General features: G+C 37.5%; 25 protein-coding genes and 2 tRNA genes. 17 read left to right on the top strand and 10 right to left on the bottom strand.

The genetic code is table 11. The annotated features are described in order from the left end of the window. Positions 1–181: 181 nt before the first annotated feature. The gene (locus ACYSNQ_RS08360) at positions 182–2,371 is read left to right on the top strand and encodes a Tex family protein (protein WP_426082458.1); all 2,190 of its coding nucleotides are present in this window, start codon (positions 182–184) and stop codon (positions 2,369–2,371) included. Further along, positions 2,368–2,844, top strand: a complete 477-nt coding sequence (locus ACYSNQ_RS08365) for a SprT family protein (protein ID WP_426082459.1) — start codon at positions 2,368–2,370, stop codon at positions 2,842–2,844. The genes ACYSNQ_RS08360 and ACYSNQ_RS08365 overlap by 4 nt, the downstream gene beginning before the upstream one ends. Positions 2,845–3,083: 239 nt before the next feature. Here ACYSNQ_RS08365 and ACYSNQ_RS08370 read toward each other — a convergent pair whose 3' ends face one another. Continuing rightward, positions 3,084–3,992 carry an oligosaccharide biosynthesis protein Alg14 gene (locus ACYSNQ_RS08370; RefSeq protein ID WP_426082460.1) on the bottom strand — a complete coding sequence of 303 codons (909 nt, stop codon included), beginning with the start codon at positions 3,990–3,992 and terminating at the stop codon, positions 3,084–3,086. 296 nt (positions 3,993–4,288) lie between these two features. Continuing rightward, a complete protein-coding gene (locus ACYSNQ_RS08375) occupies positions 4,289–5,278 on the bottom strand; it encodes a helix-turn-helix transcriptional regulator (RefSeq protein ID WP_426082461.1) in 990 nt (329 codons plus the stop codon). 346 nt (positions 5,279–5,624) lie between these two features. On the opposite strand from ACYSNQ_RS08375, the gene ptcA reads away from it, so the two are divergent. The 5 genes from ptcA (at position 5,625) to ACYSNQ_RS08400 (ending at position 11,159) form a co-directional block, all read left to right on the top strand. After that, entirely contained in the window at positions 5,625–6,644 is a 1,020-nt protein-coding gene (ptcA, locus tag ACYSNQ_RS08380) for a putrescine carbamoyltransferase (protein ID WP_426082462.1), read from the top strand. Between the two features lie 130 nt (positions 6,645–6,774). Then, a complete protein-coding gene (locus ACYSNQ_RS08385) occupies positions 6,775–8,136 on the top strand; it encodes an APC family permease (RefSeq protein WP_426082463.1) in 1,362 nt (453 codons plus the stop codon). A 20-nt stretch (positions 8,137–8,156) separates the two neighbouring features. Continuing rightward, positions 8,157–9,254, top strand: a complete 1,098-nt coding sequence (gene aguA, locus ACYSNQ_RS08390; RefSeq protein WP_426082464.1) for an agmatine deiminase — start codon at positions 8,157–8,159, stop codon at positions 9,252–9,254. 18 nt (positions 9,255–9,272) lie between these two features. After that, a complete protein-coding gene (gene arcC / locus ACYSNQ_RS08395; RefSeq protein WP_426082465.1) occupies positions 9,273–10,211 on the top strand; it encodes a carbamate kinase in 939 nt (312 codons plus the stop codon). Positions 10,212–10,613: 402 nt separating this feature from the next. Next, positions 10,614–11,159 carry a hypothetical protein gene (locus ACYSNQ_RS08400; RefSeq protein WP_426082466.1) on the top strand — a complete coding sequence of 182 codons (546 nt, stop codon included), beginning with the start codon at positions 10,614–10,616 and terminating at the stop codon, positions 11,157–11,159. 173 nt (positions 11,160–11,332) lie between these two features. Here ACYSNQ_RS08400 and ACYSNQ_RS08405 read toward each other — a convergent pair whose 3' ends face one another. After that, positions 11,333–11,596: a hypothetical protein gene (locus ACYSNQ_RS08405; protein WP_426082467.1), complete on the bottom strand. Its 264-nt coding sequence runs from the start codon at positions 11,594–11,596 to the stop codon at positions 11,333–11,335. Positions 11,597–11,805: 209 nt separating this feature from the next. On the opposite strand from ACYSNQ_RS08405, the gene ACYSNQ_RS08410 reads away from it, so the two are divergent. Beyond that, positions 11,806–11,888, top strand: a tRNA-Leu gene (locus tag ACYSNQ_RS08410). Between the two features lie 110 nt (positions 11,889–11,998). On the opposite strand, the gene ACYSNQ_RS08415 is transcribed toward ACYSNQ_RS08410, so the two are convergent. Next, positions 11,999–12,730, bottom strand: a complete 732-nt coding sequence (locus ACYSNQ_RS08415; RefSeq protein WP_426082468.1) for a hypothetical protein — start codon at positions 12,728–12,730, stop codon at positions 11,999–12,001. 564 nt (positions 12,731–13,294) lie between these two features. Between ACYSNQ_RS08415 and ACYSNQ_RS08420 the strand changes: the two genes are divergently transcribed. Both ACYSNQ_RS08420 and ACYSNQ_RS08425 read left to right on the top strand, forming a co-directional pair. Continuing rightward, positions 13,295–13,675 (top strand): hypothetical protein, encoded by a 381-nt coding sequence (locus ACYSNQ_RS08420; protein ID WP_426082470.1) that lies wholly within the window; start codon positions 13,295–13,297, stop codon positions 13,673–13,675. Between the two features lie 449 nt (positions 13,676–14,124). Further along, on the top strand, positions 14,125–14,265 hold the full coding sequence (locus tag ACYSNQ_RS08425) for a hypothetical protein (protein WP_426082471.1): 141 nt from the start codon (positions 14,125–14,127) through the stop codon (positions 14,263–14,265). Between the two features lie 128 nt (positions 14,266–14,393). On the opposite strand, the gene ACYSNQ_RS08430 is transcribed toward ACYSNQ_RS08425, so the two are convergent. Both ACYSNQ_RS08430 and ACYSNQ_RS08435 read right to left on the bottom strand, forming a co-directional pair. Then, complete coding sequence (locus tag ACYSNQ_RS08430; protein ID WP_426082473.1) at positions 14,394–14,732, bottom strand: hypothetical protein; 339 nt, start codon at positions 14,730–14,732, stop codon at positions 14,394–14,396. 106 nt (positions 14,733–14,838) lie between these two features. Then, a complete protein-coding gene (locus tag ACYSNQ_RS08435) occupies positions 14,839–15,360 on the bottom strand; it encodes a GNAT family N-acetyltransferase (protein ID WP_426082474.1) in 522 nt (173 codons plus the stop codon). A gap of 282 nt (positions 15,361–15,642) precedes the next feature. Between ACYSNQ_RS08435 and ACYSNQ_RS08440 the strand changes: the two genes are divergently transcribed. Further along, positions 15,643–15,726: transfer RNA gene (locus tag ACYSNQ_RS08440), tRNA-Leu, on the top strand. A gap of 103 nt (positions 15,727–15,829) precedes the next feature. Here ACYSNQ_RS08440 and ACYSNQ_RS08445 read toward each other — a convergent pair. Continuing rightward, positions 15,830–16,273, bottom strand: coding sequence for a PH domain-containing protein (locus tag ACYSNQ_RS08445; protein WP_426082475.1), 444 nt, complete (start codon positions 16,271–16,273; stop codon positions 15,830–15,832). Positions 16,274–16,506: 233 nt separating this feature from the next. On the opposite strand from ACYSNQ_RS08445, the gene ACYSNQ_RS08450 reads away from it, so the two are divergent. Together ACYSNQ_RS08450 and ACYSNQ_RS08455 are read left to right on the top strand one after the other, a co-directional pair. Beyond that, complete coding sequence (locus ACYSNQ_RS08450) at positions 16,507–16,812, top strand: hypothetical protein (protein WP_426082476.1); 306 nt, start codon at positions 16,507–16,509, stop codon at positions 16,810–16,812. A 166-nt stretch (positions 16,813–16,978) separates the two neighbouring features. Beyond that, entirely contained in the window at positions 16,979–18,196 is a 1,218-nt protein-coding gene (locus tag ACYSNQ_RS08455) for a pyridoxal phosphate-dependent aminotransferase (protein ID WP_426082477.1), read from the top strand. Positions 18,197–18,633: 437 nt separating this feature from the next. Here the strand turns inward: ACYSNQ_RS08455 and ACYSNQ_RS08460 are convergent, their stop codons facing one another. Then, on the bottom strand, positions 18,634–18,816 hold the full coding sequence (locus ACYSNQ_RS08460) for a hypothetical protein (RefSeq protein WP_426082478.1): 183 nt from the start codon (positions 18,814–18,816) through the stop codon (positions 18,634–18,636). A 192-nt stretch (positions 18,817–19,008) separates the two neighbouring features. Here ACYSNQ_RS08460 and ACYSNQ_RS08465 point away from each other — a divergent pair, with 192 nt between their 5' ends. The 3 genes from ACYSNQ_RS08465 (at position 19,009) to ACYSNQ_RS08475 (ending at position 21,710) form a co-directional block, all read left to right on the top strand. Continuing rightward, positions 19,009–19,836 (top strand): helix-turn-helix domain-containing protein, encoded by an 828-nt coding sequence (locus tag ACYSNQ_RS08465; RefSeq protein ID WP_426082479.1) that lies wholly within the window; start codon positions 19,009–19,011, stop codon positions 19,834–19,836. 77 nt (positions 19,837–19,913) lie between these two features. After that, positions 19,914–21,065, top strand: coding sequence for an N-acetylglucosamine-6-phosphate deacetylase (nagA, locus tag ACYSNQ_RS08470; protein WP_426082480.1), 1,152 nt, complete (start codon positions 19,914–19,916; stop codon positions 21,063–21,065). Positions 21,066–21,350: 285 nt separating this feature from the next. Next, entirely contained in the window at positions 21,351–21,710 is a 360-nt protein-coding gene (locus ACYSNQ_RS08475) for an acylphosphatase (RefSeq protein WP_426082481.1), read from the top strand. A 116-nt stretch (positions 21,711–21,826) separates the two neighbouring features. Here the strand turns inward: ACYSNQ_RS08475 and ACYSNQ_RS08480 are convergent, their stop codons facing one another. Continuing rightward, positions 21,827–22,234, bottom strand: a complete 408-nt coding sequence (locus ACYSNQ_RS08480) for a hypothetical protein (protein WP_426082482.1) — start codon at positions 22,232–22,234, stop codon at positions 21,827–21,829. A 9-nt stretch (positions 22,235–22,243) separates the two neighbouring features. Continuing rightward, positions 22,244–22,927: a DNA/RNA non-specific endonuclease gene (locus tag ACYSNQ_RS08485; protein ID WP_426082483.1), complete on the bottom strand. Its 684-nt coding sequence runs from the start codon at positions 22,925–22,927 to the stop codon at positions 22,244–22,246. 152 nt (positions 22,928–23,079) lie between these two features. Between ACYSNQ_RS08485 and ACYSNQ_RS08490 the strand changes: the two genes are divergently transcribed. Next, positions 23,080–23,781, top strand: a complete 702-nt coding sequence (locus ACYSNQ_RS08490; protein WP_426082485.1) for an ABC transporter ATP-binding protein — start codon at positions 23,080–23,082, stop codon at positions 23,779–23,781. The last annotated feature ends 3 nt before the right edge of the window (positions 23,782–23,784 follow it).

Below are 23,784 nucleotides of genomic sequence, written 5' to 3' on the forward strand. Positions count from 1 at the left end.
ATATGGAAGGATGGCTAAGTAAAGAGCTGTCTTCACCAATACTTATCGGAGCTGCTTTTTTGTGTCGTGTATATCTTTTACATGTCAGGTATAGACAAGTCAGTTATGCATCTGGGTTTCTACAAAAAACTGGCAAGATGTGCTAAAATAGATAGGTATGCTAAAGAAAGAGGTTGAAACAATGACTGATAGTTACAATCAGAAAATAGTAGAATTACTCCAAAAAGAATTAACAGAATATCGCCCAAAACAAATGATTACAGTACTGACTTTATTGGGTGAAGGAAATACAGTCCCGTTTATTGCCCGCTACCGTAAAGAGATGACGGGAAGTCTAGATGAAGTACAAATTAGAGAAATAGAAGAACGCTACGGCTACTTGGAAAATCTGGAAAAAAGAAAAGAAGAAGTTGTACGAATCATTGAAGAACAGGGAAAATTAACAGAAGAGCTGAAAAAAGAAATCCTTGCTTCTGCAAAAATGCAGCAGGTAGAAGACCTCTATCGTCCATATAAGCAAAAACGGCGGACCAAAGCAACAATTGCAAAAGAAAAAGGGCTGGAGCCGTTGGCAGATTGGCTGGCTCAACTGCCTGAAGCCGGGGATGTTTCTGCCGAAGCCGAGAAGTATACTGACAGCGGTAAGGAAGTAGCATCAGTTGCTGACGCATTGGCTGGCGCACATGAAATCCTGGCTGAACGAATTAGTGACGAAGCCAAATTCCGTAAATGGATTCGTGATTTTACTTTCAATAAAGGACAATACACGAGTACAGTTAAGAACGGTGATAAAGATGAAAAAGCTGTTTATGAGATGTACTATGACTTTTCAGAACCGGTAAGTAAGATGGTCTCTCATCGAATTTTGGCTACAAACCGTGGAGAAAAAGAGGATATCTTAAAAGTATCTCTGCTTGTAGAAGAAGAGAAGATTAATGATTATTTTAACAGACAGCTGATTGGTAAAAAGCAGAACTCGGTTGCCGCGTCAGCGATTATCGCAGCTTATACAGATAGTTATAAACGGTTTATTGGACCAGCAATTGAGCGGGAAATCCGCAATCAGCTGACTGAAATGGCTGATGAGCAAGCCATCCGTATTTTTGGCGAAAATCTACGCAATTTACTACTGCAGCCGCCGCTAAAAGGCAAAGTAGTGATGGGCTTTGACCCTGCTTATCGCACAGGATGTAAGCTGGCAGTCGTGGATGCTACAGGAAAGGTGCTGGCTATTGATGTCATTTATCCGCATAAACCAGCGTCTGGTGAAAAACGAGCTGCAGCAGGCCCGGCTTTTCAAAAGCTAATTGAAAAATATGGTGTAGAGATGGTTGCGATTGGTAATGGTACAGCCAGCCGGGAATCAGAACAGTTTGTTGCTGAACATCTGAAAAAACTGCCGCGGGATATCTATTATGTTATCGTAAACGAAGCAGGTGCTTCCGTATATTCTGCCAGTGAGGTAGCTCGAACAGAATTTCCTAATCTTCAGGTTGAAGAGCGAAGTGCAGTCAGTATTGCCCGCCGTTTACAGGACCCATTGGCAGAGCTGGTAAAAATTGATCCTAAAGCCGTTGGTGTGGGACAATATCAACATGATGTTTCTCAAAAAAGATTGGCTGAACAGCTGGCGTTTGTCGTTGAAACAGCGGTAAATCAGGTTGGTGTAGATGTGAATACGGCGAGTCCGCAGCTGCTGCAGTATATTTCTGGTCTGAATAAAACAACAGCTCAGAATTTGGTAACCTATCGGGATGAGAATGGCGCATTCACTGCTAGAAATCAAATAAAAAAGGTTCCTCGCTTAGGACCGAAAGCCTATGAACAGGCTATCGGCTTTTTACGAATTCCGGATGGGAAAAATGTTCTTGATAATACAGGTATTCACCCAGAAAGCTATGATACGGCGAAAGCTATTCTTGCAAAAGCTGATGTTGAACTGAAAACTCTGGGAACCGCTGAAGCAACAGAAAAAATTAAAACGCTGAAAGCACAGCAGTTGGAAGCAGAGCTATCTGTCGGGCTTGAGACGTTAAAAGATATTTTAGCATCGCTGCAGCAGCCGGGAAGAGATATGCGGGATGAGATGAGCGCCCCTCTTTTAAGAAAAGATGTACTTTCTATGGAGGATTTGAAGCCGGGGATGGAGCTTGAAGGAACCGTTCGAAATGTGATTGATTTTGGTGCTTTCGTAGATATTGGCGTAAAGCAGGATGGCTTGGTTCATATTTCCAAACTGAGCAATCGTTTTGTTAAGCATCCAACAGATGTAGTAGCTGTTGGAGATGTAGTGACTGTCTGGGTAGAAGCAATTGATGTAGCAAAAGGACGAATTAGTCTGACGATGCTGCCAAAAGGAAACGACAAGTGAGCCAATTATTAGCAGAGCTGAGCGCACCAGAAACAGATGGAGAGCTGCAGCAGCTGGTATCGCAGGTATCGCAGGAATTTTTTCAAAAGCCGTTTCTTCATAAAGCGTATTTCAATAGTCGCTTGAAAACAACCGGAGGCCGCTACCATTTAAGCACTCACGACATTGATTTTAATCCCAAAGTATTGGAAAAATATGGATTGGCAGAATTGATCGGCGTGATTAAGCATGAATTATGCCACTATCATCTTCATATAGAGGGTAGAGGCTATCAACATAAAGATCCTGAGTTTAAAAAGTTGCTTGCTGTTACTGGTGGGAGCCGATATGTGCAGTCACTGGTTGATGAGCAGCAGTTTCAGGTTTATCGATGTACGAGCTGTGGTGGAGTAATCAAACGAAAACGAAAGATAAATACTCAGCGCTATGTCTGTGGAAATTGTCGGGGTACATTGAAATGGATAGGGAAATAGAAAGTAAGAAGAATATAACTTTTTTGTCAAATAAAACAAAAAAGATTTATGGCTAAAAAACAGGCAAGAAATCCCGTAAATACTCTTCAAATTTTAGGGAATGTCTGCTTGTTTTTGAAAGAGCTGTTCCTGTAATTATTTGCCGTAGTTTAGTATAAGAATTTACTTCTGTCTTGTTGCTTATCCTGTAAAGAGCGCACCAAAACGAACTATCTGTTTTGGTGTGCTCTTTTTGTCTGCTATTCAGCGTAATGGTAATCGAAAAGCTGCGGTCGGTACTCTAGTTCTTCAAAGATAGCGGAATCCTCTGCAAGAAACCGCTGTGCCCATTGACTATGGTCATAAAAATCTAAGAACGTATCATTTTCTGCAAGGTATGGTGTTTCAAGAAAGTCCGGGAGATCGGTGAAATTGTCATAGCCAATAATAAATATATTGGCAGGATTGTAAAAGTGGTAGTAACGGATTTTTTTATTAGTTGTAAGTAACTTCTTTTTGAAGTAGATAGACTCAAGGGAGCGTAATGTGATACCAGTTTGCCCAGGTCGCATAATCTCTAAAATACTCTTACTTTGAGCAGTCAGGATCAGATAATCAGGATAGGAGAGATAGCCTTTTTGGTCGTTTCCTTTTCCTTCCAATATGAAAAAACGACTATGTAAGCGTAGGTAGTTAAAGATTTCCAAAAGATAGTGCGCCTGTTTTCCACGGCCATTATTAGAAGCACCAAAAAAGATATCATGATTCACAGGCTCTTTCGGCAGCTGCATGTGCTTCGAGTAAAAGCTTGAATTATGTTTTAATGAGAAATTCTGAGCTTCCAGAGGATCAAAGCTGTAGATGTCGTCGATGATTTGATCTGATTGTGTTTGTTGAAGCATGGTGATTTTTTCTTCAGTAAGGTGATTCCAGAAGAAAAGGACCAGTTTGGCATTTGTTAATGGACGAACCAGCTTGGCCATGACTGGTTCAAAGCCGTTATCAAGAAAAATAATCAGACAATACTGAGAGAGTTTGTTTTCCCAGCTTTTTTTATCCAAAGGAATGCGAAGTAGCTGATGGCCTGAAATGACATCGATATCAGTTAGCGTATCAAAAAAATACAAATGTTCATCTTTAGCAACTAACAAGGTTGTTTGCTCATGCATGATTTTCTCCCCACTTTCCATATAATGCTGGTTTTGATTATAGTAGCATGTTCTAGATAATTTCCCATCTGATTTGCTCACAACTGATTGGAAAGAGCAGCTTCAAAAAATTGGAATGAGCATATTTTATTAGTAAAAAACCAGCAGGCTATTTCAAAATAAAAAATTGTACCGACCCCAAAAGTTAGACCAAAATTCTAACGTTTGGAGGTCGGTACAATTCTCTGCTTTTTCGTTCCAAGCTCTTCATTTTTATTCAGTTTTTTCTTGCCAACATAATTTGCTGCAGACTCCTTTCAAAAGGAAGGATGTTTCTGCTGCTGATTCAGCGGAGAGAGTGTATTGCTTTGATCTGCTGTAAATGCTTCGTATAAGCTAAATATCTGATTTCTTTTTTTGATGTTTAGTTTAATAAAAATATTGTGGACATGGGTTTTGACTGTGCCGATAGAGAGAAAAATTTCATCGGCGATTTCCTGATTCTGTTTATGAGCAAGTAGCAGGGTGAAAATTTCTTTTTCCCGTTGTGTAAGAGCGTAATGACAGCAAAAATTTTCAAATAGAACGGCTTCATTATTTTGTTCAGGCTCTTCAACTGCCACAGGTTTCTGACTGTCATGGAGGAAGAACTTCATCATTAACACGCAAATAAGGATTGAGAAAATATCTTCACAAACGTTTCGATTGTTGATTTTAATCGATAGGGAGGTGTATTGATCCAGGTTAAAGATGACGTAGGTGTCTTCAAGTAAAATCAGAATCCCGCCAATTAGAGAAGCAAGTGCAGCCCACTTCAAATAGTAAGCACTGTTAGTAGATAATTCAGCCGAATGTCTGCGCCACTTCATCCAGGCAAAGAGCCCCATGTAAATCATGAGTAGTTGATTAGGCAGATAGTAAAGCCAGATTTTAAAAGCAGAGTTAGGCAGAAGCGGAACACTTAAGAGCCAAACAGCCATCATAATTAAGAGTAGGTAGTGAATCATTTTGAGTTTTTCATTTAAAAGTGTTGTGATGATTAAAAATGAGCAATAAGCGTTTGCCAAATAAATAATGGTTTTAGCAGCAGGAATACTCATAAAGGTTTGATTGTAGCTGGAGGCAAAGGAGTTAATAAACTCTGTCATATAAATAATGACATTATCAAAAATAAAAAATAGCAGAAAAATAGTTAATACCATGTAGATTTTCTTTTTTTCTTTCATGTAAAAGCTAATAGAAAGAGACATGGCGAGCGCATATAGGACAATCAATAAGATATTATAGATAAAAATAGATATCATCATGAAGAAACCCCTTTCATTTTTTTCGAATGATAACGATTTGTGTATAGTAGACAGCAAAATAAAATGATCGAAAATAAATAAAAAATGACTAAGTAAAGCATAAGGTTCTATTTCTTCTTTGCGCTTAAATTATAACATTTTTTCAAAGGTTTATTCATAAAACTTTCTAAACTTTTCATCTAAACTTTTCTAAACCCTTGATAAACCTACATTTTCTGAATGATTAAATACTTAGGTAGGGACAAAATGATAGCGTTTACATCCGTTGGTTTATCGTAAACTTGTTTTTTAAAGTTTATAGTTTGGAGTGTAAAAAGCACAAAGGAAAAATGAGGAGGAAACAAACATGTCAAAAAAAGATTTTATTACAACTGAAAATTATACGAAAGGAGAAATTACTGAAATTGTAGATCTTTCATTAAAAATTAAAGCATGTATCAAAAACGGTTATTATCCTCAACTATTAAAAAATAAATCACTTGGAATGATTTTCCAGCAAAGCTCTACTCGTACACGTGTATCTTTTGAAACAGCCATGACACAATTAGGTGGTCATGCTCAATACCTAGCACCTGGTCAGATTCAACTGGGCGGACATGAAACAATAGAAGATACTAGTCGTGTTCTTTCAAGATTAGTAGATATTATCATGGCTCGTGTTGACCGTCATCATAGTGTAGATGATTTAGCTACTCATGCCACAATACCTGTAATCAACGCAATGTCAGATTATAATCACCCAACACAAGAATTAGGCGATTTATGTACAATGATTGAACATTTGCCGGAAGGTAAAAAGATTGAAGACTGCAAAGTTGTTTTCGTAGGGGATGCTACTCAGGTATGTTTCTCTCTTGGTTTGATTGCAACTAAAATGGGAATGAATTTTGTTCATTTTGGACCTAAAGGCTACCAATTAAATGAAGACCATCAGGCTAAACTGACAAAAAATTGTGAAGTTTCAGGAGGAAGCTTCTTAATCACTGATAATGAAGATGATATTATGGGAGCTGATTTTCTATATACAGACGTTTGGTATGGTCTTTATGATGCTGAGCTTTCTGAAGAAGAACGTTTAGCTATTTTCTATCCAAAATATCAGGTGACTGCCGACATGTTGAAAAAAGCAGGAGAAAATTGTAAATTTATGCACTGCCTGCCTGCTTCAAGAGGTGAAGAAGTAACAGATGAAGTGATGGACGGACCAAACTCTATCTGTTTTGATGAAGCAGAAAATCGTTTAACCTCAATTCGCGGTTTACTAGTTTATCTATTAGGCAAGCATGACGAAAGAAATCCGATTGATATCAAAAAACAAGCGGATGCAAAAGCAGCACTGGAAGTATTTTTAGGTAAACCATTGTAAAAAATGCTATCGGAGTATTCAGAGAAAACAGCTTAGGAACATTCTTCTGAGAAGTATATTCGTTGACGGGAGGGAAAGTTAAGCTGTTTTCCCTCCTACTTCCATACACCCAAAAGAAAGGATGTTAAACATGGAAGCAAAACGAAAAAAGTTTAGTCTATTCAGCGCCATACTTTCTGTAATATGTGTGGTGTTTGTGGCAGAAGCGGCCGCACCAGTAGCTGCAATTGGGAATTCGCAGTTTTTTTGGTGGATTTTTCTATTAATTGCCTTTTTACTCCCTTATGGTCTAATTTCATCTGAGCTTGGAACTACTTATATTGGCGATGGGGGAATCTATGATTGGGTGACAAAGGCTTACGGTCACCGCTGGGGCTCTAGAGTATCCTGGTATTATTGGATTAATTATCCGCTGTGGTTAGCATCGTTAGCAGTTATGTGTCCTGAATTAATTACCACAATTACTGGTATTGAAGTATCTACAGTAGGAGCTGTTATTATTGAATTAATCTTCATCTGGTTGATTGTCTGGATTAGCTTTTACCCAGTCAGCGACAGTATCTGGATTTTGAACGGAGCAGCTGTTGTTAAAATGCTGCTGGCAGTTCTAATCGGCGGACTGGGCGTTTATGTAGCATTAACCAAAGGTGTAGCGAACGAATACTCTGTTGGTTCGATGCTGCCGAAATTTGATCTTCACAGCTTATCCTTTATCTCTGTAATCATTTTTAACCTACTAGGTTTTGAAGTAATCTGTACGTTTGCTGATGATATGGAAAATCCTAAAAAACAAATTCCTCAGTCAATTATTGCTGCAGGAATTGTAATTGCCGCGATTTATATTTTCTCAGCATTTGGTATTGGCGTAGCCATTCCGACAGAAGAAATTAGTACAAGCAGTGGTCTAATGGATAGCTTCAAGCTGCTTACAGGATCAAACTCAGGGTTTTTCATTGGCGCGATGGCTTTCCTATTCCTGTTAACACTTTTTGGCAATATGATTTCATGGTCACTTGGTGTAAATAATACGGCCTGCTATGCTGCTGAAAATGGCGATATGCCGAAATTCTTTGGTTTGAGAAGTAAGAAGAATGAAATGCCGATTGGTTCAGCAATCATGAACGGTGTCGTTGCATCAGTTGTAGTAATAATCGCACCAATATTGCCGAATCAAGATTTATTCTGGGCATTCTTCTCGTTAAATCTGGTGATGTTCTTATTATCTTATGTACCGGTTTTCCCAGCTTTCTATAAACTGAGAAAAATCGATCCAGATACACCGAGACCATTCAAGGTTGGAGGAAGCGATTTGTTCTTAAAAGTTCTAGTTGTTGTACCAATGATTCTAATTCTTATTTCTCTGGTATTTACAGCGCTGCCTCTACAATTTGATGCGGAAACACTAAATGAACAGCTGCCGATAACCATTGGCGCAATTGTTTTTGTCCTATTTGGTGAAGGAATCATTTTATTCAAGAAAATAAAAAAATAAAACGAATGGAGTAGATAGAGATGGCTAAAAGAATTGAAGGAACAACCCCTAAGCAAGACGGATTTAGAATGCCCGGTGAGTACGAACCTCAGGAAAAAGTCTGGATGATTTGGCCGGAACGTCCTGATAACTGGCGGGATGGCGGCAAACCAGTGCAAGAGGCGTTTACTGAAGTTGCTAAGGCAATCAGCCGTTTTACCCCAATGAATGTGGTTGTTTCTCAAGCACAGTTCCAGAACTGTCGCCGGCAGCTGCCGGCGGAAATTACGGTTTATGAAATGTCTAATAATGATGCTTGGGTGAGAGACTGCGGTCCGTCATTCCTAATTAACGATAAAGGTGAATTGCGTGGTGCAGATTGGGCATTTAATGCCTGGGGCGGTTTAGTAGATGGCTTGTATTTCCCTTGGGATCAAGATGATTTAGTGGCTCAGAAAATTTGTGAGATTGAACATGTGGATTCTTATCGGACACCAGATTTTGTTTTAGAAGGCGGTTCGATTCATGTAGATGGTGAAGGAACAGTTTTAACTACAGAAATGTGCTTATTGAGTGAAGGACGCAACCCTCATATGACCAAAGAAGAGATTGAAGCTAAACTTTGTGATTATCTAAACTGTGAGAAAGTTCTCTGGCTGAAGGATGGTATCGATCCTGAAGAAACCAATGGACACGTTGACGACATCGCCTGCTTTGTTGCACCGGGAGAGGTTGCCTGCATTTATACAGAAGATGAAAACAGTCCTTTCTATGCAGCTGCTCAGGATGCATATAAGCGTTTAAATGAAATGACTGATGCGAAAGGTAGAAAACTGAAGGTTCACAAAATTTGTTGTCCTGTTGAAAATGTAACAATCAAAGGCTCATTTAAGATTGATTATGTAGAAGGAACAATGCCAAGAGAAGATGGAGATATTTGTATTGCTTCTTATATGAACTTCCTGATTACAAATAATGGTGTAATCGTTCCTCAATATGGGGATGAAAATGATGCACTGGCTATTCAGCAAATTCAGGAAATATTCCCAAATCATGAAGTAGTAGGGGTTAATACAGTAGAAGTAGTGTACGGCGGTGGAAACATTCACTGTATTACACAGCAACAGCCAAAATGTTAGGAAGCAGGAGGAAAAAAGATGTCACGAATCGTTATTGCACTTGGAGGAAATGCGCTGGGAAATTCTCCAGAGGAACAGCTGGAACAAATTGAAGCATCCGCTCCTGCATTAATCAATCTAATTAAGCAGGGTCATGAAATCATTCTGAGCCATGGAAATGGTCCTCAGGTTGGGATGCTGGAAAAAGCATTGAATATGGCTGCTGATCAGGATGAATCTGTTGCTCATTTCCAGCTTCCAGAATGTACAGCAATGAGTCAGGGGTATATTGGTTTTCATTTGCAGAATAGAATTTTGAATCAGCTTCGGAAAGAAGGCATGCCTTGGAACGTAGCGACAATTGTTACTCAGGTAGAAGTAGATCCGAAAGATCCGGCGTTTGAAGCGCCAACCAAGCCGATTGGCAGCTTTTACACTGAAGAACAAGCTGAAAAGCTACAAAAAGAAAATCCGGCGTTAGTATTCAAAGAGGATTCTGGCAGAGGCTACCGCCAAATGGTTGCTTCGCCTAAGCCGATTGATATTGTAGAAAGTAATTCCATTTTGAATTTACTTAATAGTGAGTTCATCGTAATTGCTTGCGGCGGCGGCGGAATCCCGGTGGTAAAACAGGGAGACGGCGATTACAAAGGTGCGTTGGCGGTTATCGATAAGGATGCAGCTTCAGCGAAGTTGGCTGACCTGGTAGATGCTGATTACTTCTTTATCCTAACAGCTGTTGATCATGTTGCTATTCGTTTTGGACAGCCGGATCAAAAGAATCTTGAAGAAATAACAGTAGCTGAGGCCAAAGAATATATTCAGGCCGGAGAGTTTGCACCAGGCAGCATGCTGCCAAAGGTTGAAGCGGCCGTAGAATTTGCTGCTTCAAAAGCTGGTAGAACAGCAGTCATTGCTTCCTTAGAAAAAGCACCGCTCGCAATTAATGGAGAAAGTGGTACCCGTATTCGTTTATAATAGAGAACAATGTGAAAACTCCTTATGAAATGCAGAAGAAACAGTCAGTTATAGCTATGACTGTTTCTTCTGCATTATTTAGTAAGCAATGCCAATGGTGTGCAGATTTTTTATAAGCTGTCATTTTAAAGAGTAGACAAAAGTTTCTATTGAGAGTAATGAAGAAACATGAACAGCAGTGTTCATTTTATCTATCTGGTAGGTGGTAGCTTTTAGGTGTATATAAAATTGAAAATCATTTTGAGAAAATTAAAGGGATACCTATTTTTTAGATTAATTTTTGAAATTGTTAAGTTTAACGCTGATTAGTATGAAAAAATTATTGATTTTTTTCATTTATAGTAAGAAATGTCTTTTTCAATATGTTAAAATAGTTACATATTTCAAATGGGGAGGATAAAAATGAAAAGCAAAGTGTTGAATGGTGTGCTGATAGGTGCTACAGTAGTTGCGGTAATTGCTGCTATAGTATTTTTGTTTATCAGTAGTGGAGAGATAAATGGCGAAACAGCAGAGAAAGTTGCTTCAGAAAAAATAGAAGAACCAACAAAAAAAGGAACAATAGATAGTCATATCCTCCCTGAAACAGGGACAGTTGCCTATCAGGAATTTGGCGTTGATAGAGGATTGGGTGTCTTTCATTTAATCGGAAAAAACGGATCTACAGCTAATGGTGTTGTTCCAAGTATTGATTCAGATAAGGTAATTGTTGCACGTATTCATTACGAAGCGAGAGATTTCGACCCAGCACTGTCGACCTATATATATATTGACGGAGTTGAAGCTGGACAAGCACAAATAGGGAATAAAGCATTTACTTTAATTTTAACGGAAGAGAACGGCGGACTGGTTATCGGCAGTCATAAGATTCAGCTTGTACAGTTTCCAGAAAATAAAAGAGATGCACTGGCTGTTTCAGTTAAAACTCAGCAATATGAGGTTCAATAGCACCAAAAGCTCTTTTTGTCGATTGTGCTACTTTGGAATAATTTTCAACTTGATTTTAAAACTGCGTTTGACCATAAAAATAGCGACCTCGAAAAGTTAGATTTTTAGGTCTAACCTTCGAGGTCATTTCATTTATCTTTTGTTTTTCTTTTTGCAGCAATTGAGACCGATGATTAATAGTACGGATTTTTCCTCATTTTTTGAAGAATACAATGCCCTTTAAAAGTTAAACCAATTGGAAAGGTCTCATCACCTAGTGAACCAAGATTTATCAATGGATTATTGCCAGTAGTGAGGACTAAAATTGCATAAGCGACATCCGTATTTCGATAGTCCCAAGTAGTTTCAGTTATATGATTCTTACCATAGATTGTTTCGTTATCTAAGCTTTCTGCGTATTCCAAAACCTGTAACAGTAATTCTTTTTTCAATTCCATTGTACTCACCTCCAGTTCTTATTATAGCATGTATTTAATACGTTTCGAAGCGCTTACAATTTATTGGCAAAAGAAAAGTAGAATTTATTATACTACCGATGTTTTATGTCTGAATATTGACAGTGTAGAAGGTGTAATGTATTATAAAATAGCATGATGGATGCCGTTTTGTGGATTTTATGTAAGCAGAGCAGCTGTTATTATATTAGGCGGTCATGGCGGAATGGCAGACGCGCTGCCTTGAGGGGGCAGTGGGAGAAATCCCGTGGAAGTTCGAGTCTTCTTGGCCGCATTAATTTATTTTTTTATTTAACGCTCACTTAGCAAAGCCTTTTGGCTGGGTAAGTGAGCGTTAAAATTATCTCTCCGTAAGATAACAGAGACTTACAATATTTAGTTATACTATTGAAGTAGTGTAAGTTCTAATTCTCCTTCAAGTGTGTAAATTTCACCTTGTTCAATAACTACGCCGTGATATCGTTCATCACCACCGTTATTATTTTCCCAGAAGCCATTCTCATCACTAAAAGAATTATAGCCGCTGCCGATAAAAGAAAGATCATAGGTGCCTGTTGGTAAATCCTCTCCCCCAATGTATTTACCGCCATATAAAGCGTAAACACCATCGCTGCTTTCAATTTTTTTAGTCTTAGTTAGTTTTACATCACCACTAATACTGTAGGTTAAGCCTTTTTCAATTTCAATACCGTGAATTTTTTCTCCGCCACCGTTGTTATTTTCCCAGAAGCCATCATCGTTGCTGATAGAATTATAACCTTTTCCCACAAACTCTAAGTTGTAACGTCCAGTAGGAAGATAGCTATCTCCACCTTTGTATTCTCCATCAAAAAGCTCTAAATCGCCATTTGTGCTTTCGCTAGATTTCGTGTTCTCACTTGAGCTTTCTTTTGTCGACTTATAGCTTTTTTCTGATGATGAGCTGCTTTCTTCAAAATCCTCATCCTCTTCATCCTCGTCTTCTGAAGTCTCATCTGTTGAAGAATCATCGAGCTTACTTTGTAGTTTTTCAATTTTCTCTTCCAGCTCTTTTACCTTTGCACTATCCCCATTACTGCATCCGGCAAAGACCACTGCTGATAAAAGTGTTACCCCCAATAAACTAATTCTTTTCATTTTAACTCCTCTTTTCTATGGTATAATTTATGTGGATAGTTTATACAGCAATATAAATATCCAACACATCCTGTCTTTGGTTGGAGGGATGTGTTTTTTTATTTCAAGTTGGAACATAAAATTAAAAAGAGTCATCGATTGTCCAGCACTGAAAAGTAACAGATTTAGCTGAACAGCCGTTTTTAATTGATTTTGAGATATCCTACAATAATAAAGTATAGCAAAATTTGAGAGATAAAACATCAAGTTTTTAGTCATTTAATTTCAATTTATAGTAGCTTTTTGAGCATATTTGAGAGACGGAGAATTTACAGATAATGAATATTTGATAACCAACGGAGAGCGGAGAAGTTGAACAGGGAAGAGCTAATAAATATCTATTTTGTATTCTTTCTTTTTTCTATGTGTATCATTTTTGTATTGGATTATCTGACTAATGGCTTAGCGAATGAAGCTTTAGTCTTCAATTCTGAAAAATTTATTGCTGATAAAGAGTTTTATTGACTGTTTATGTATTCCTTTTACCATTTCAAATTGTCTCACCAGATAGGTAATGTATTGCTTATGGATTTAGCCTGGCTGTTTCATAAACGTACAAAAAGCTTTTGGCTGCTAATTGTGCTTTTCTTAAGTACAATAGTAACGGGGCTAATCTTTCTTATCGTACGTTTTCCTGCTGATTTTATTATGCAGAGTTCTTCTGCCGACTTCTATGCTTGGTATAGAATGGTGATTTTCGACTATGTAAAGCTTGGAAAAAATAAATTCATTAAAGATTTATCAAGGAGACCATATATAATTAATCCATTGATTGTTGGAAATTTAGTAAGCTTGTACCGGAGCGGTTTTATCGATTATTCAGGAGTAGTTATTCATTTTATCAGCTTTGTTGTAGGAGTAATTCTTTCGGTTATTGCCTTAAAAATGTTGTCTAAGGATTTGTAAACAGATTTGAGCTTTTACTTTAAACTAAAAAAAAAACATATATGTTTTTAAATTTATTCTTTTTTGTCTGAATATAAATCAACAAAATTTTACGGGATAACTTGGTTGATTAGCTTTCTTTAAATAAAAGTGTCTTTTGTTTATAGAGGAGATGATTTTTCATTATAGTGGATATATTCTACTATAAGAGGGGAATAGATATAGGAACTAAGATTGAACAACTAATAAATGACTGTGATGTAATTGCACTGACGGTGAATGGAGATGCCGGATTTCCACATAGCAAAATATGTTCTGCTCCTATTGTTAAAACTAGCTATTATTCCTTAAAGTTTTATTTGGAATCAAAGGATCCAATTATTAACCATGTTTGTAGAAATCCTAAGGGATGTGTACACTGTTTTAAAATGGATACTTTTGAAAGTGTTATTTTAAAAGGGGTATTCTGCTTGGAGGAACTGAGAAATTACGAGGAATTTAATGAAGTTATCGAGCGCCAACAGCAGGTACTGAAATGTCAGCAGCCAATTATTCTCGGTTTTGATACGATGAATGCAGAGATGGTTAGGAATAAACGGATTTTTAGATAGATTGTATTTATAATTAACTATTTTTAAAATCGAGTTAGATAAAAGAAATAAGTATCATTTTGTAGTGCCCCTAAAAGTTTGACTTTTTGAGGCACTACATTTCATTCAAGCTGCTCTTGTTTCTTTTATTATTGCCCTTTTAAAAATTGATAGAAGGCAATGATAATGGAAAATACAGTTAAAACAGAGACAATTAACTGAGAAACATTTGTTGCATACTCAGTTTGAGAAGGATCAATAATTCCAATAAACATAAAATAGAATGTCCAAACCAGTCCAATTCCTAAAAGTAGAAAGGTAAATAAATTAATGATGGTACTATAATCTTTCATTTTTTGTGTTAGAAAGCTGGCTCGATTCAATTCTCTTTGATTTGGACGAAGAATTTTTGAATAGATTCCCCAGATAAAGCCAACAATTAAGCCTATGGTTATACTAAATGAAATACTCAACATAAAATCTATCATACGTACTCCTTAAATTGTATTAGCGAAGTAAAAATCAGCCTAGAATCAATTAAAGTAAGAAAAATTTAATTTGTAATCTTGTTAATGCTGGTTAAAGTTCTAGACTTTATATCCGGTTGTTTTTTACCTCAAAAAGATAGTGAGGCATGTCAATGCCTTGATAATGCTTAACGAAACGCTCAGTTGGAAGCATTCCGTTTCGGATGGCTACCCGCATAGAAGACAGATTGGTATCTCGTATAATGGATACAACTGAGGGGGCTCTAAGTTTTTCAAAGGCATAGTTTTTACAGTATTCAGCCGCTTCAGCTGCATAGCCTTTATGCCAAAAATCCTTTCTGAGGTGATAACCAATTTCCAAGTAAGACGTGCCGGCGATTTCTTGATGAGTTAAACCACATTCCCCGATAATTGTTCCAGATGCTTTTTCTTTTAAGCCCCATAAGCCATAACCTAGCTCCTTATAGTTAGAAAGATTCCATTCTAACCAGCTGCGTACCTCCTGATCCGAAAAACTATGTTCATAGGCATACATAACTTCAGCATCCTGAAGGAAGCTTTGCAGACCATAAAGTGTATCTTCCGACCATTCAAAAAGCTGCAGTCTTTCTGTTTCCATTATTTCCATCGCTTCATCCACTCCTTCGAAAAAATTTTGATTATGTAATCATACAACTAATAGTTTACCATGAAAAGTTTCGCTAAGGAGCTATAAATGTGCATATTTGTGAATGAAAAAAGCGAAAATGAGCAGTCTCTTATTACCAACTCTAGCCCCGCTAATAGTTGATATAGATGGTTATTTCAGAAAAGGAAGCAGTCCAAAGGTTATTGTAGAAGATGCTTGACAAAATTTATATAAAACATTATTATAAATTAGTCGGGTTTGAGACGTTTTGTTATATTAAATGCGGTCATGGCGGAATTGGCAGACGCGCTAGCTTCAGGCGCTAGTGGTAGAAATACCGTGGAAGTTCGAGTCTTCTTGACCGCATCCTTAAAAGCAGAAATTTCTTCTGCTTTTTTATTTTGTCATGGAAAAGAAGAAAAAACAGAGAAAAGCAATCATGCTTTTCTCTGTTTTTTTACCTGTATAATTACCCATTGATTCGACGGCGGTTCTCCATAGAGATGTTCCCAAGATATTGGTAAAGAGGGAGAATATCTGTCTTCTTAGGAAATTCAAATTTATGTTTTGCATGGCTTTCATTGTTTGACCGCTGATTAACATTTGTTAGATAGGTAACGACAATTTCACTGTCATCCACACCGAAGCCGGCAGTCTCCATTTCCACATCGATAATGGATTCCATATGAACAGATTTGAAAGAGGTCTTCTTACCTGTAGCTCCTTGCTTATCAACAAAAATAATTCGATAATTCGTAAAAATCAACGCATCGCGTACCAGCTGATAGCCCATAACAATTTCCTCGCCATCGAATAAGTAACCACGATATTCATTCGTTAATTCCTTTGGTGTTTTTTCAGAATAATTACCTAGTGCTCCTTGTACAATAGTACCAAAACCAAATTTCACCATTTTTATTCCTCGCTTTATGCTATAGTTTATTCTATACCAATACAATGACAACTGCTTTTTTACCACAAATCAATTGTTACTGTCTATAATAAATTAAACCATAAAACTACTAAAAGAAATAGAGGCTAGAGCGATTGTTTATTCCTTTATTGGTTATTTAAGGGATATATTGAACCAGCAGCCTGAATTCATAGATTGATTCATTTTTAGTGTATATTTGTTAGGAGGAAAAGATGATTTTTGGAAAATGTAAAGTGTGTAAAGAGGTACCATTATTTGAAGGGCATGGGGAGTCAAATCAAGGGAATGCGTTGCTGCTTTGCCGTGAACTTGTTAAGGAGAAAAAACTTTCTTATGGAGGCGGGAATTGTCCTTTAGAGAAGACTGAAGAGATACTTATGGCCGAAACACAATATACGGTCAGTCATTTTTTTCGCTGCAGAAAATGTAAACAATTGTTTCATTTAGGCTTTTGCATAAGAGGAGCGCCTTTTCTTAAAAAGATAAAGCGAATTTCACCAGTTTTTTTCAACAAGTGAAATTTTTTTGCTGAGTAAACACGTGGAAAAAGGCTCTTTAATGATATATTTCTAACATAATTATTGATGAAATAAAAAAATAGCTAAAATTCAGAAAATATCGTTGCTTTTTTTGAGAGACTGGCGTAATTTTAAAAGTATAAATTTTGAAAATGAGGGATTCAGTATGAGAAATTTTGACAAATCAAAGAAACTTGAAAATGTAAGTTACGATGTCCGTGGTCCTGTTTTAGAAGAAGCTGATAGAATGCAGGAGGAAGGCATCAATATCTTGAAGTTAAATACTGGAAATCCCGCCCCGTTTGGCTTTGATGCGCCAAATGAAGTGGTCAGAGATATGATTATGAATGTCCGTAACTCTGAAGGATATTCTGATTCAAAGGGGATTTTTTCTGCTAGAAAAGCGATTGAACAATATTGTCAGCTGAAACAGTTTCCCAATGTTACAATCAATGATATTTATACAGGAAATGGTGTCAGTGAACTGATTACTATGTGTATGCAGGGATTACTTGATAATGGAGATGAAGTACTGGTACCGACGCCGGACTATCCGTTGTGGACAGCATCTGTTTCACTGGCTGGCGGACATCCTGTTCACTATATCTGTGATGAGCAGGCAGAATGGTATCCTGATATCGATGATATTAAAGCTAAAATTACAGCAAATACAAAAGCGATTGTTGTTATTAATCCCAATAATCCTACAGGTGCACTTTACCCTAAAGAATTGTTGGAGGAAATTGTTAAAGTCGCAAGAGAAAATGATTTAATTATTTTTTCTGATGAAATTTATGATCGTCTGGTGATGGATGGGCTGATTCATATCCCAATCGCAACGCTTGCGCCGGATTTGTTTGTGGTCACATTAAACGGCTTGTCTAAGTCTCATCGTGTAGCAGGCTTTAGATGTGGATGGATGGTACTGAGCGGCGATAAGTCACGAGTACAGGGATACATTGAAGGGCTGAATATGCTTTCTTCAATGAGATTGTGTTCGAATGTGCTGTCTCAGCAAATCATTCAAACAGCCCTTGGAGGCTATCAAAGTGTTGATGAACTCCTTCTTCCTGGCGGACGGATCTATGAGCAGCGAGAGTACATTTATAATGCAATCAATGCAATTCCCGGTCTTTCAGTTGTGAAGCCTAAAGCAGCATTCTATATTTTTCCTAAGATTGATACTGCTCGTTTTAATATCTATGATGATGAAAAATTTGTTTTGGATTTTCTTCATGAACACCATATTCTTTTAGTTCATGGGGGCGGATTCAATTGGCAGCAGCCTGATCATTTCCGGATAGTTTATTTACCTAAAATGGAAGATTTAAAATATACAACGGAAAAAATGGAAGAATTTTTAAGTACCTATAGACAAAAATAATTAATAAAAGTCTGGAATAATACCTAATTCCAGACTGTTTGTTTTTTTCTAATCTATTGAAAACTCTAAAAGCATATGCTTTTTTGGGTGGATTGACCTACCTTTGATTTTATGCCTCTTGTTAACAAAGGAAGGCTAAAAAATATGCAATGCTGGATTAGCTGAAATTTTTTTAGTTACTGGATACTACAAAAGTTGGTAACAGTTGGATATACAGATGATTCAAGCTTTGTTGATACTACCGATTTATTGGGGAATTTCGATTGAGTGGATTGTTAAAAAGCAAAGATTGTGCAGAAGTGTGAGATAAGAGAGAATCTAATAATTAGGCTGAAAAAATAACTTATGGTTATTAAATAAAAAACAAATCTTTCAGACGGGAGTGTCTGAAAGATTTGCCGAGCACTTTATTTAATAATACTGTGTCTGTTATCTGGTCAGCTGCATTCAATCAAGGTGCACTGTTTTTTACTGATGACCATACGATTAGTGTATTTTTCTTCCATATCAGAGCTGGGGTCGTTAACAACGATTAGATAGGAATTCTCATACTCCTTTTCGATATAACCGACATGACTGCCTTTTTCCCAATTAAAACTTACCTTCTTTTCTTGTGTCATAAATAACACTCCTTATTCGAAAAATAAAGTGATGTTGACAGTTGGTGAAGTGAGTGAAGTATATTCTTGCAGTTTATTATGCAATAAAGTACAATAAATTCAAAATGCGAATTCGCATATTTTACTAAATATAATATATTTTAATGGTTTGAATATTTATTTATTAAGAAAGCATTTTACAGGGGAGAAATAATGAATTCTTTTGGAAGTGTTATTAAGGAAATACGTAAAAAAAGAAAGCTGACGCAGAAGATGTTATCTGAGGATATTTGTTCTCAAAGTGTGCTCAGCAGAATAGAGAACAATGAAGAACTGCCGAACGTTGTTGTGATGCAGCAGATTTGTCAGCGTTTAGGGGTTACTATGGATCAGATTATGCACTTTCGTTCGGAAGAAGTTCAAATGTTAACTCAGCTGTTCGAAAAAATGGCAGATTATTTTCGTCATAAAGAATATAGTAAGCTGATGTTCTTTATTTGCGATATGAAGCTGGAGGAGCGAATCTATCTTGATACAGATTGGCAGCGCTATTATTATTATTTAGGCAGCTGCGAATTTTATCTGCATAATCATTACGAAAAAGCAGTAATGGATTTAAGAAAAGGGCTTTCTTATACGTACCAGTCAAATAAGAACAATCTTTCAGATTTTGAAATTCAGATTATCAGCTGCTTGGGCAGCACTTATGGGGTGATGGGAAAAAAAGAAGCTGCGGAAAAATATCTAAAACTAAGTATCTATTATTTTCATGATTTGCCTTACGAGCGGATCAATGCTGAGCTAACGAAAATATTTTTTAACTATGCTTATTTTCTTTTACAAGAGGAACGCTATGAAGAAGCTCAAATTTATATTAATCAAGGGATTGGCTGGGCGCGGAAAAAGAACAGCTACTACTACCTTGAAGAGCTGTTCAATTTGAAAAGCGAGCTGCTCTATCTGAGTAATCAGCATAATGAAGCTGAAAAATATAGACATTTGGCTGAGCAGCTGAATCAAGTCATTCATTTAAAACTATAAAGGTCTACACCATTCTTGACTTCTGGTGCTATTAAGAGTAACTTAAACATAAGATAATATTAGAAAGAAGGATAACAATGAAAACATTTATTTATGCTGAAAAATTCTTTTTAAAAAGCGATGTCAAGGGTCCTGGTTATCTGGAAATAACCGACGGACTTTTTGGAGATTTCTACAAAGAACTTCCTGAAAAGGATGCCAAAGTGATTAATGAAGAAGGTAAATGGATAGCGCCAGGCCTTGTCGATACTCATATTCATGGGTTTATGAATCATGATGTAATGGACAACGATGCAGAGGGCATCAAAGTGATGTCGGAAGGACTGCTTTCTTGTGGGGTTACTTCATTTTTGCCAACAACTTTAACTTCCAGTAAAGAACGTTTGAAGGATGTTGCTGAAACAATTGGCAAGGTTCATCAAGAGGTATCTGGTGCGAAAATTCAAGGCATTTATTTTGAAGGTCCCTTCTTTACTGAAGAACATAAAGGGGCTCAAAACCCAAGTTACTTTGGTGATCCGGATTTAGCTGTTTTTAATGAATGGCAGGAAGCATCAGGCGGTTTGATTAAAAAAATTGCTTTAGCTCCTGAACGTAAAGGAGTAAAAGAATTTGTCAAAGCTGTGACAGATGAGGGTGTTGTGGTAGCCTTGGGACATAGCGACGCTACTTTAGAGCAGGCTACAGATGCAGTGGAGTCTGGTGCTAGCGTTTTTGTTCATGCCTACAATGGAATGAGAGGATTGAATCATCGTGAACCTGGGATGGTGGGTGCGCTGATGTCGCTGAAACATGTCTTTTCTGAGCTGATTTGTGATGGACACCACGTTCATCCAAATGCAGCGGATATTTTGATGGAAAAAGCTGGTCATGATCATGTTGCGTTAATTACAGACTGTATGATGGCTGGCGGTATGCCTGACGGCAATTATAACTTAGGTGAATTTCCTGTGGTTGTAAAAGATGGAACAGCTCGCCTGGAGTCAGGAAATCTGGCAGGAAGTATTCTTAAGCTGAAAGAAGCGATTAAGAATGTTGTTGACTGGGAGATTGCAACACCTGAACAAGCAGTAATGATGGCAACACTTGTGCCAGCTGTCAGCTGTAAAATTGATGACCGTTGCGGTATGATTGCCAGCGGACGTGAAGCAGACTTTATCGTATTAAATCCTTCAATGGAATTAGAAGCAACATATCTAGACGGTGTAGAACGTTACCGGGCAGAGTAATCTCAATTAGAGTAAAGAGCCGAGGGATTGTAACAGAAGTGTTGTGGATTGAGACAAAGGGTTAGGTACCTGCAGCTTGTCTGTGATTCACGTGTTACTTCAATCGTCGAAGCTTAGAGAATCTTTGAAATACGGTTTAATCGATTTTAGGGTCTGGAGACATTTATTGTCCCAGATCCTTTATTTTGTTCATGAAGAAAGTTAAGGGGATACTCAAAATTTTTTGTTTAGTGCAAGTCGGTTTTTATAGTACAATACTAGTAAAACCGACAGGGAGGCTGGCGTATGGGACAGAGTTTGCTGAGCAGACTGAAGCATCAATATATTATTACTCAGGTCAATAGAGCAAAAATTCCTGATTTTACGGAGAGTGGGCAGATTCGTGAAAAACTGGTGTTTTCTGGAAAGGTTCAAAACGTTGGGTTTCGTTTTCAGGCGAAACTGATGGCGGAGCGTTTAGAGCTTTTCGGCTGGGTCAAGAATAGAGAAAATGGTGATGTTGAAATGGAAATACAAGGACCACAAAAGAAAATCACGTTCTTAATAGAGTACATGAAAAGTAGAAAACGTATGAAAATTTCTAAGGTAACACATACAACACTGTTCATTAAAGCAGATTCTCCTCAGCTATTCGAGATTGTCTAACTGTGTTGAAAAAGACTACATGATATTTTTGTGAATAAACTTTTTCTCTGGATTTCTACAATAGAGCAATCAGGAAAAAAAGGGTCGTGTACTGGTTTTCAGTACACAACCCTTTTTTAGTCTTTATTGTTATCTGGTGAGTGAGGCGGTAAGATATTAGATTCGATTTTCCCTTCCTCGTAAGCAGTAAAGAAATCTGCTAAAAATAAAGGATAGATTTCTATGTCCAGTTTGTAAAGGGAGCTGGGAATAACAAAGGTTTCATCTGTATTTCCACCAATATAATCTCCATCAATAGTTTGACAAACAATAGTGAAATCGTGCTCTTTCCAGTAATCAAGGTCTTCGGAAGATAAGGTTTCTTCCGAAGAAAGAAAGTTTACATTTTCCTCAAAGGTTTCTTCAGCGTTGTCCTGAAAAAGAAAAAACGGGTCCTCTTCCTGCTCAGAAAACATTTTAGCAGCAGATAAAAAGGAATGTGGATCCTGTGTTGTCAAAGTATCTCGAATTTCATGAAAGTTCATTGTATCCACCTACTTTTCATTCAAAATTTTTACACGAAAGTTAATTGCAGTATTACTTTTTATTCCTTTTGCTTCCATCTCTATTTCTTTGCAAAGCAAATCTGAACCTTCATAAATTGGCGTTACCCGGTAACGAATGGTCTCTCCGTCATCCAAGGCTTTACGTATCTGGTTTTCGTATTTTGTCATATAGGGCGAATTTACAGGCGTTTGATAAAGTGTCGTAAGATTGCGGCTGTCATCACCAGAACCGCCTAATTGTCGTCCAATTAGGTGCCCGCGGGAATGATCATAAGGTGCTTTACCAGAAATGAAGCCCGGGGGACGTACATCCTGATTGGCAGTAGTCCCAGTATTTACCATATTTGGTTTCAATAAGGCATCTGCTCCAGTTGCACGCCCTAGAGAATCCAACTCGTGGTAAGTAATCCAGCCCTTTTTGCTATCCTTTGTTTCAGCGGAAGAAAAGGCTGCTGTTCCCAATTCTTCAGGACCAGGATTAGTAGATTCCTGATTCGGAGTTGAAGCGGGCAAATTTTGTTCAACAGGTGTTGACTCTAAGCCAAAAAATTCCTGAACCTGGGATGGAACCTGAACACCCAATGCACCTAGAACAAGGATAATTAATACTCCAGCCACTAAAACCATTGGCGGAACTTTAACGGATGAACTGCTTTTCTTTTTTTTACTCATAAATAATCTCCTTTATAGCAATTACGCTCATTTTTCCATTATACGAGAAAAAGAAATGAAAGCAAAAGAATTTTTCAAATTTTAATTGAAGGATAATAAAAGTAATCAGAAGCTAATTATGATAAACTTTTATTGAGAAAGGGAGAGTGTAGATGGCTTATATAGATGTAATCAATGAGTATAAAAGATACCATATGGGGGATACAACGATTGCTGCAAATGACGGCATCACGTTCTCCGTTGAAAAAGGAGAAGTAGCCGTTATTTTAGGACCTAGCGGTGCTGGTAAATCAACTGTTCTAAATATATTGGGAGGTATGGATTTCTGCGATGAGGGGCAAATTATCATTGATGGGACAGATATTTCTAAATTTAGTAGTAAAGAACTGACAACCTATCGCAGGAACGATGTCGGTTTTGTGTTTCAATTTTATAATCTGGTTCCTAATTTGACTGCCAAAGAAAATGTTGAGTTAGCCTCGCAGATTGTCGCTGATGCATTAGATCCTGTAGAAGTTCTGCAGTCTGTTGGCTTAGGTGAGCGTTTAGATAATTTTCCGGCGCAGCTATCCGGAGGAGAACAGCAGCGGGTAACCATAGCCCGCGCCATTGCCAAAAAACCCAAGCTGCTCCTTTGTGATGAACCAACAGGAGCCTTGGATTATGAAACAGGAAAACAAATTCTAAGTATTTTACAGGATACTGCAAGAAATACGGGAACGACTGTGGTGATTATTACTCATAATTCATCACTGGCTCCCATGGCTGACCGGGTAATCCGGATCAATGATGCGAAGGTCCGCAGCATGGTTGTCAATGAACAGCCGGTATCTGTCGCTGAGATAGAATGGTAGGTC

The organism is Enterococcus sp. LJL51, assembly GCF_054871795.1.

Bases quoted from the DNA above. Each gene is read 5' to 3' on its own strand.
- ACYSNQ_RS08430 (WP_426082473.1), bottom strand. From the start codon at position 14,732: ATGATAGATTTTATGTTGAGTATTTCATTTAGTATAACCATAGGCTTA.
- nagA (WP_426082480.1), top strand. From the start codon at position 19,914: ATGAAAACATTTATTTATGCTGAAAAATTCTTTTTAAAAAGCGATGTC.
- ACYSNQ_RS08385 (WP_426082463.1), top strand. From the start codon at position 6,775: ATGGAAGCAAAACGAAAAAAGTTTAGTCTATTCAGCGCCATACTTTCT.
- ACYSNQ_RS08480 (WP_426082482.1), bottom strand. From the start codon at position 22,234: ATGAACTTTCATGAAATTCGAGATACTTTGACAACACAGGATCCACAT.
- ACYSNQ_RS08455 (WP_426082477.1), top strand. From the start codon at position 16,979: ATGAGAAATTTTGACAAATCAAAGAAACTTGAAAATGTAAGTTACGAT.
- ACYSNQ_RS08360 (WP_426082458.1), top strand. From the start codon at position 182: ATGACTGATAGTTACAATCAGAAAATAGTAGAATTACTCCAAAAAGAA.
- aguA (WP_426082464.1), top strand. From the start codon at position 8,157: ATGGCTAAAAGAATTGAAGGAACAACCCCTAAGCAAGACGGATTTAGA.
- ACYSNQ_RS08370 (WP_426082460.1), bottom strand. From the start codon at position 3,992: ATGCATGAGCAAACAACCTTGTTAGTTGCTAAAGATGAACATTTGTAT.
- ACYSNQ_RS08445 (WP_426082475.1), bottom strand. From the start codon at position 16,273: ATGGTGAAATTTGGTTTTGGTACTATTGTACAAGGAGCACTAGGTAAT.
- ACYSNQ_RS08450 (WP_426082476.1), top strand. From the start codon at position 16,507: ATGATTTTTGGAAAATGTAAAGTGTGTAAAGAGGTACCATTATTTGAA.
- ACYSNQ_RS08415 (WP_426082468.1), bottom strand. From the start codon at position 12,730: ATGAAAAGAATTAGTTTATTGGGGGTAACACTTTTATCAGCAGTGGTC.
- ACYSNQ_RS08400 (WP_426082466.1), top strand. From the start codon at position 10,614: ATGAAAAGCAAAGTGTTGAATGGTGTGCTGATAGGTGCTACAGTAGTT.
- ACYSNQ_RS08475 (WP_426082481.1), top strand. From the start codon at position 21,351: ATGGGACAGAGTTTGCTGAGCAGACTGAAGCATCAATATATTATTACT.
- ACYSNQ_RS08420 (WP_426082470.1), top strand. From the start codon at position 13,295: ATGGATTTAGCCTGGCTGTTTCATAAACGTACAAAAAGCTTTTGGCTG.
- ptcA (WP_426082462.1), top strand. From the start codon at position 5,625: ATGTCAAAAAAAGATTTTATTACAACTGAAAATTATACGAAAGGAGAA.
- ACYSNQ_RS08465 (WP_426082479.1), top strand. From the start codon at position 19,009: ATGAATTCTTTTGGAAGTGTTATTAAGGAAATACGTAAAAAAAGAAAG.
- ACYSNQ_RS08375 (WP_426082461.1), bottom strand. From the start codon at position 5,278: ATGATGATATCTATTTTTATCTATAATATCTTATTGATTGTCCTATAT.
- ACYSNQ_RS08435 (WP_426082474.1), bottom strand. From the start codon at position 15,360: ATGGAAATAATGGAAACAGAAAGACTGCAGCTTTTTGAATGGTCGGAA.
- ACYSNQ_RS08460 (WP_426082478.1), bottom strand. From the start codon at position 18,816: ATGACACAAGAAAAGAAGGTAAGTTTTAATTGGGAAAAAGGCAGTCAT.
- ACYSNQ_RS08490 (WP_426082485.1), top strand. From the start codon at position 23,080: ATGGCTTATATAGATGTAATCAATGAGTATAAAAGATACCATATGGGG.
- arcC (WP_426082465.1), top strand. From the start codon at position 9,273: ATGTCACGAATCGTTATTGCACTTGGAGGAAATGCGCTGGGAAATTCT.
- ACYSNQ_RS08485 (WP_426082483.1), bottom strand. From the start codon at position 22,927: ATGAGTAAAAAAAAGAAAAGCAGTTCATCCGTTAAAGTTCCGCCAATG.
- ACYSNQ_RS08405 (WP_426082467.1), bottom strand. From the start codon at position 11,596: ATGGAATTGAAAAAAGAATTACTGTTACAGGTTTTGGAATACGCAGAA.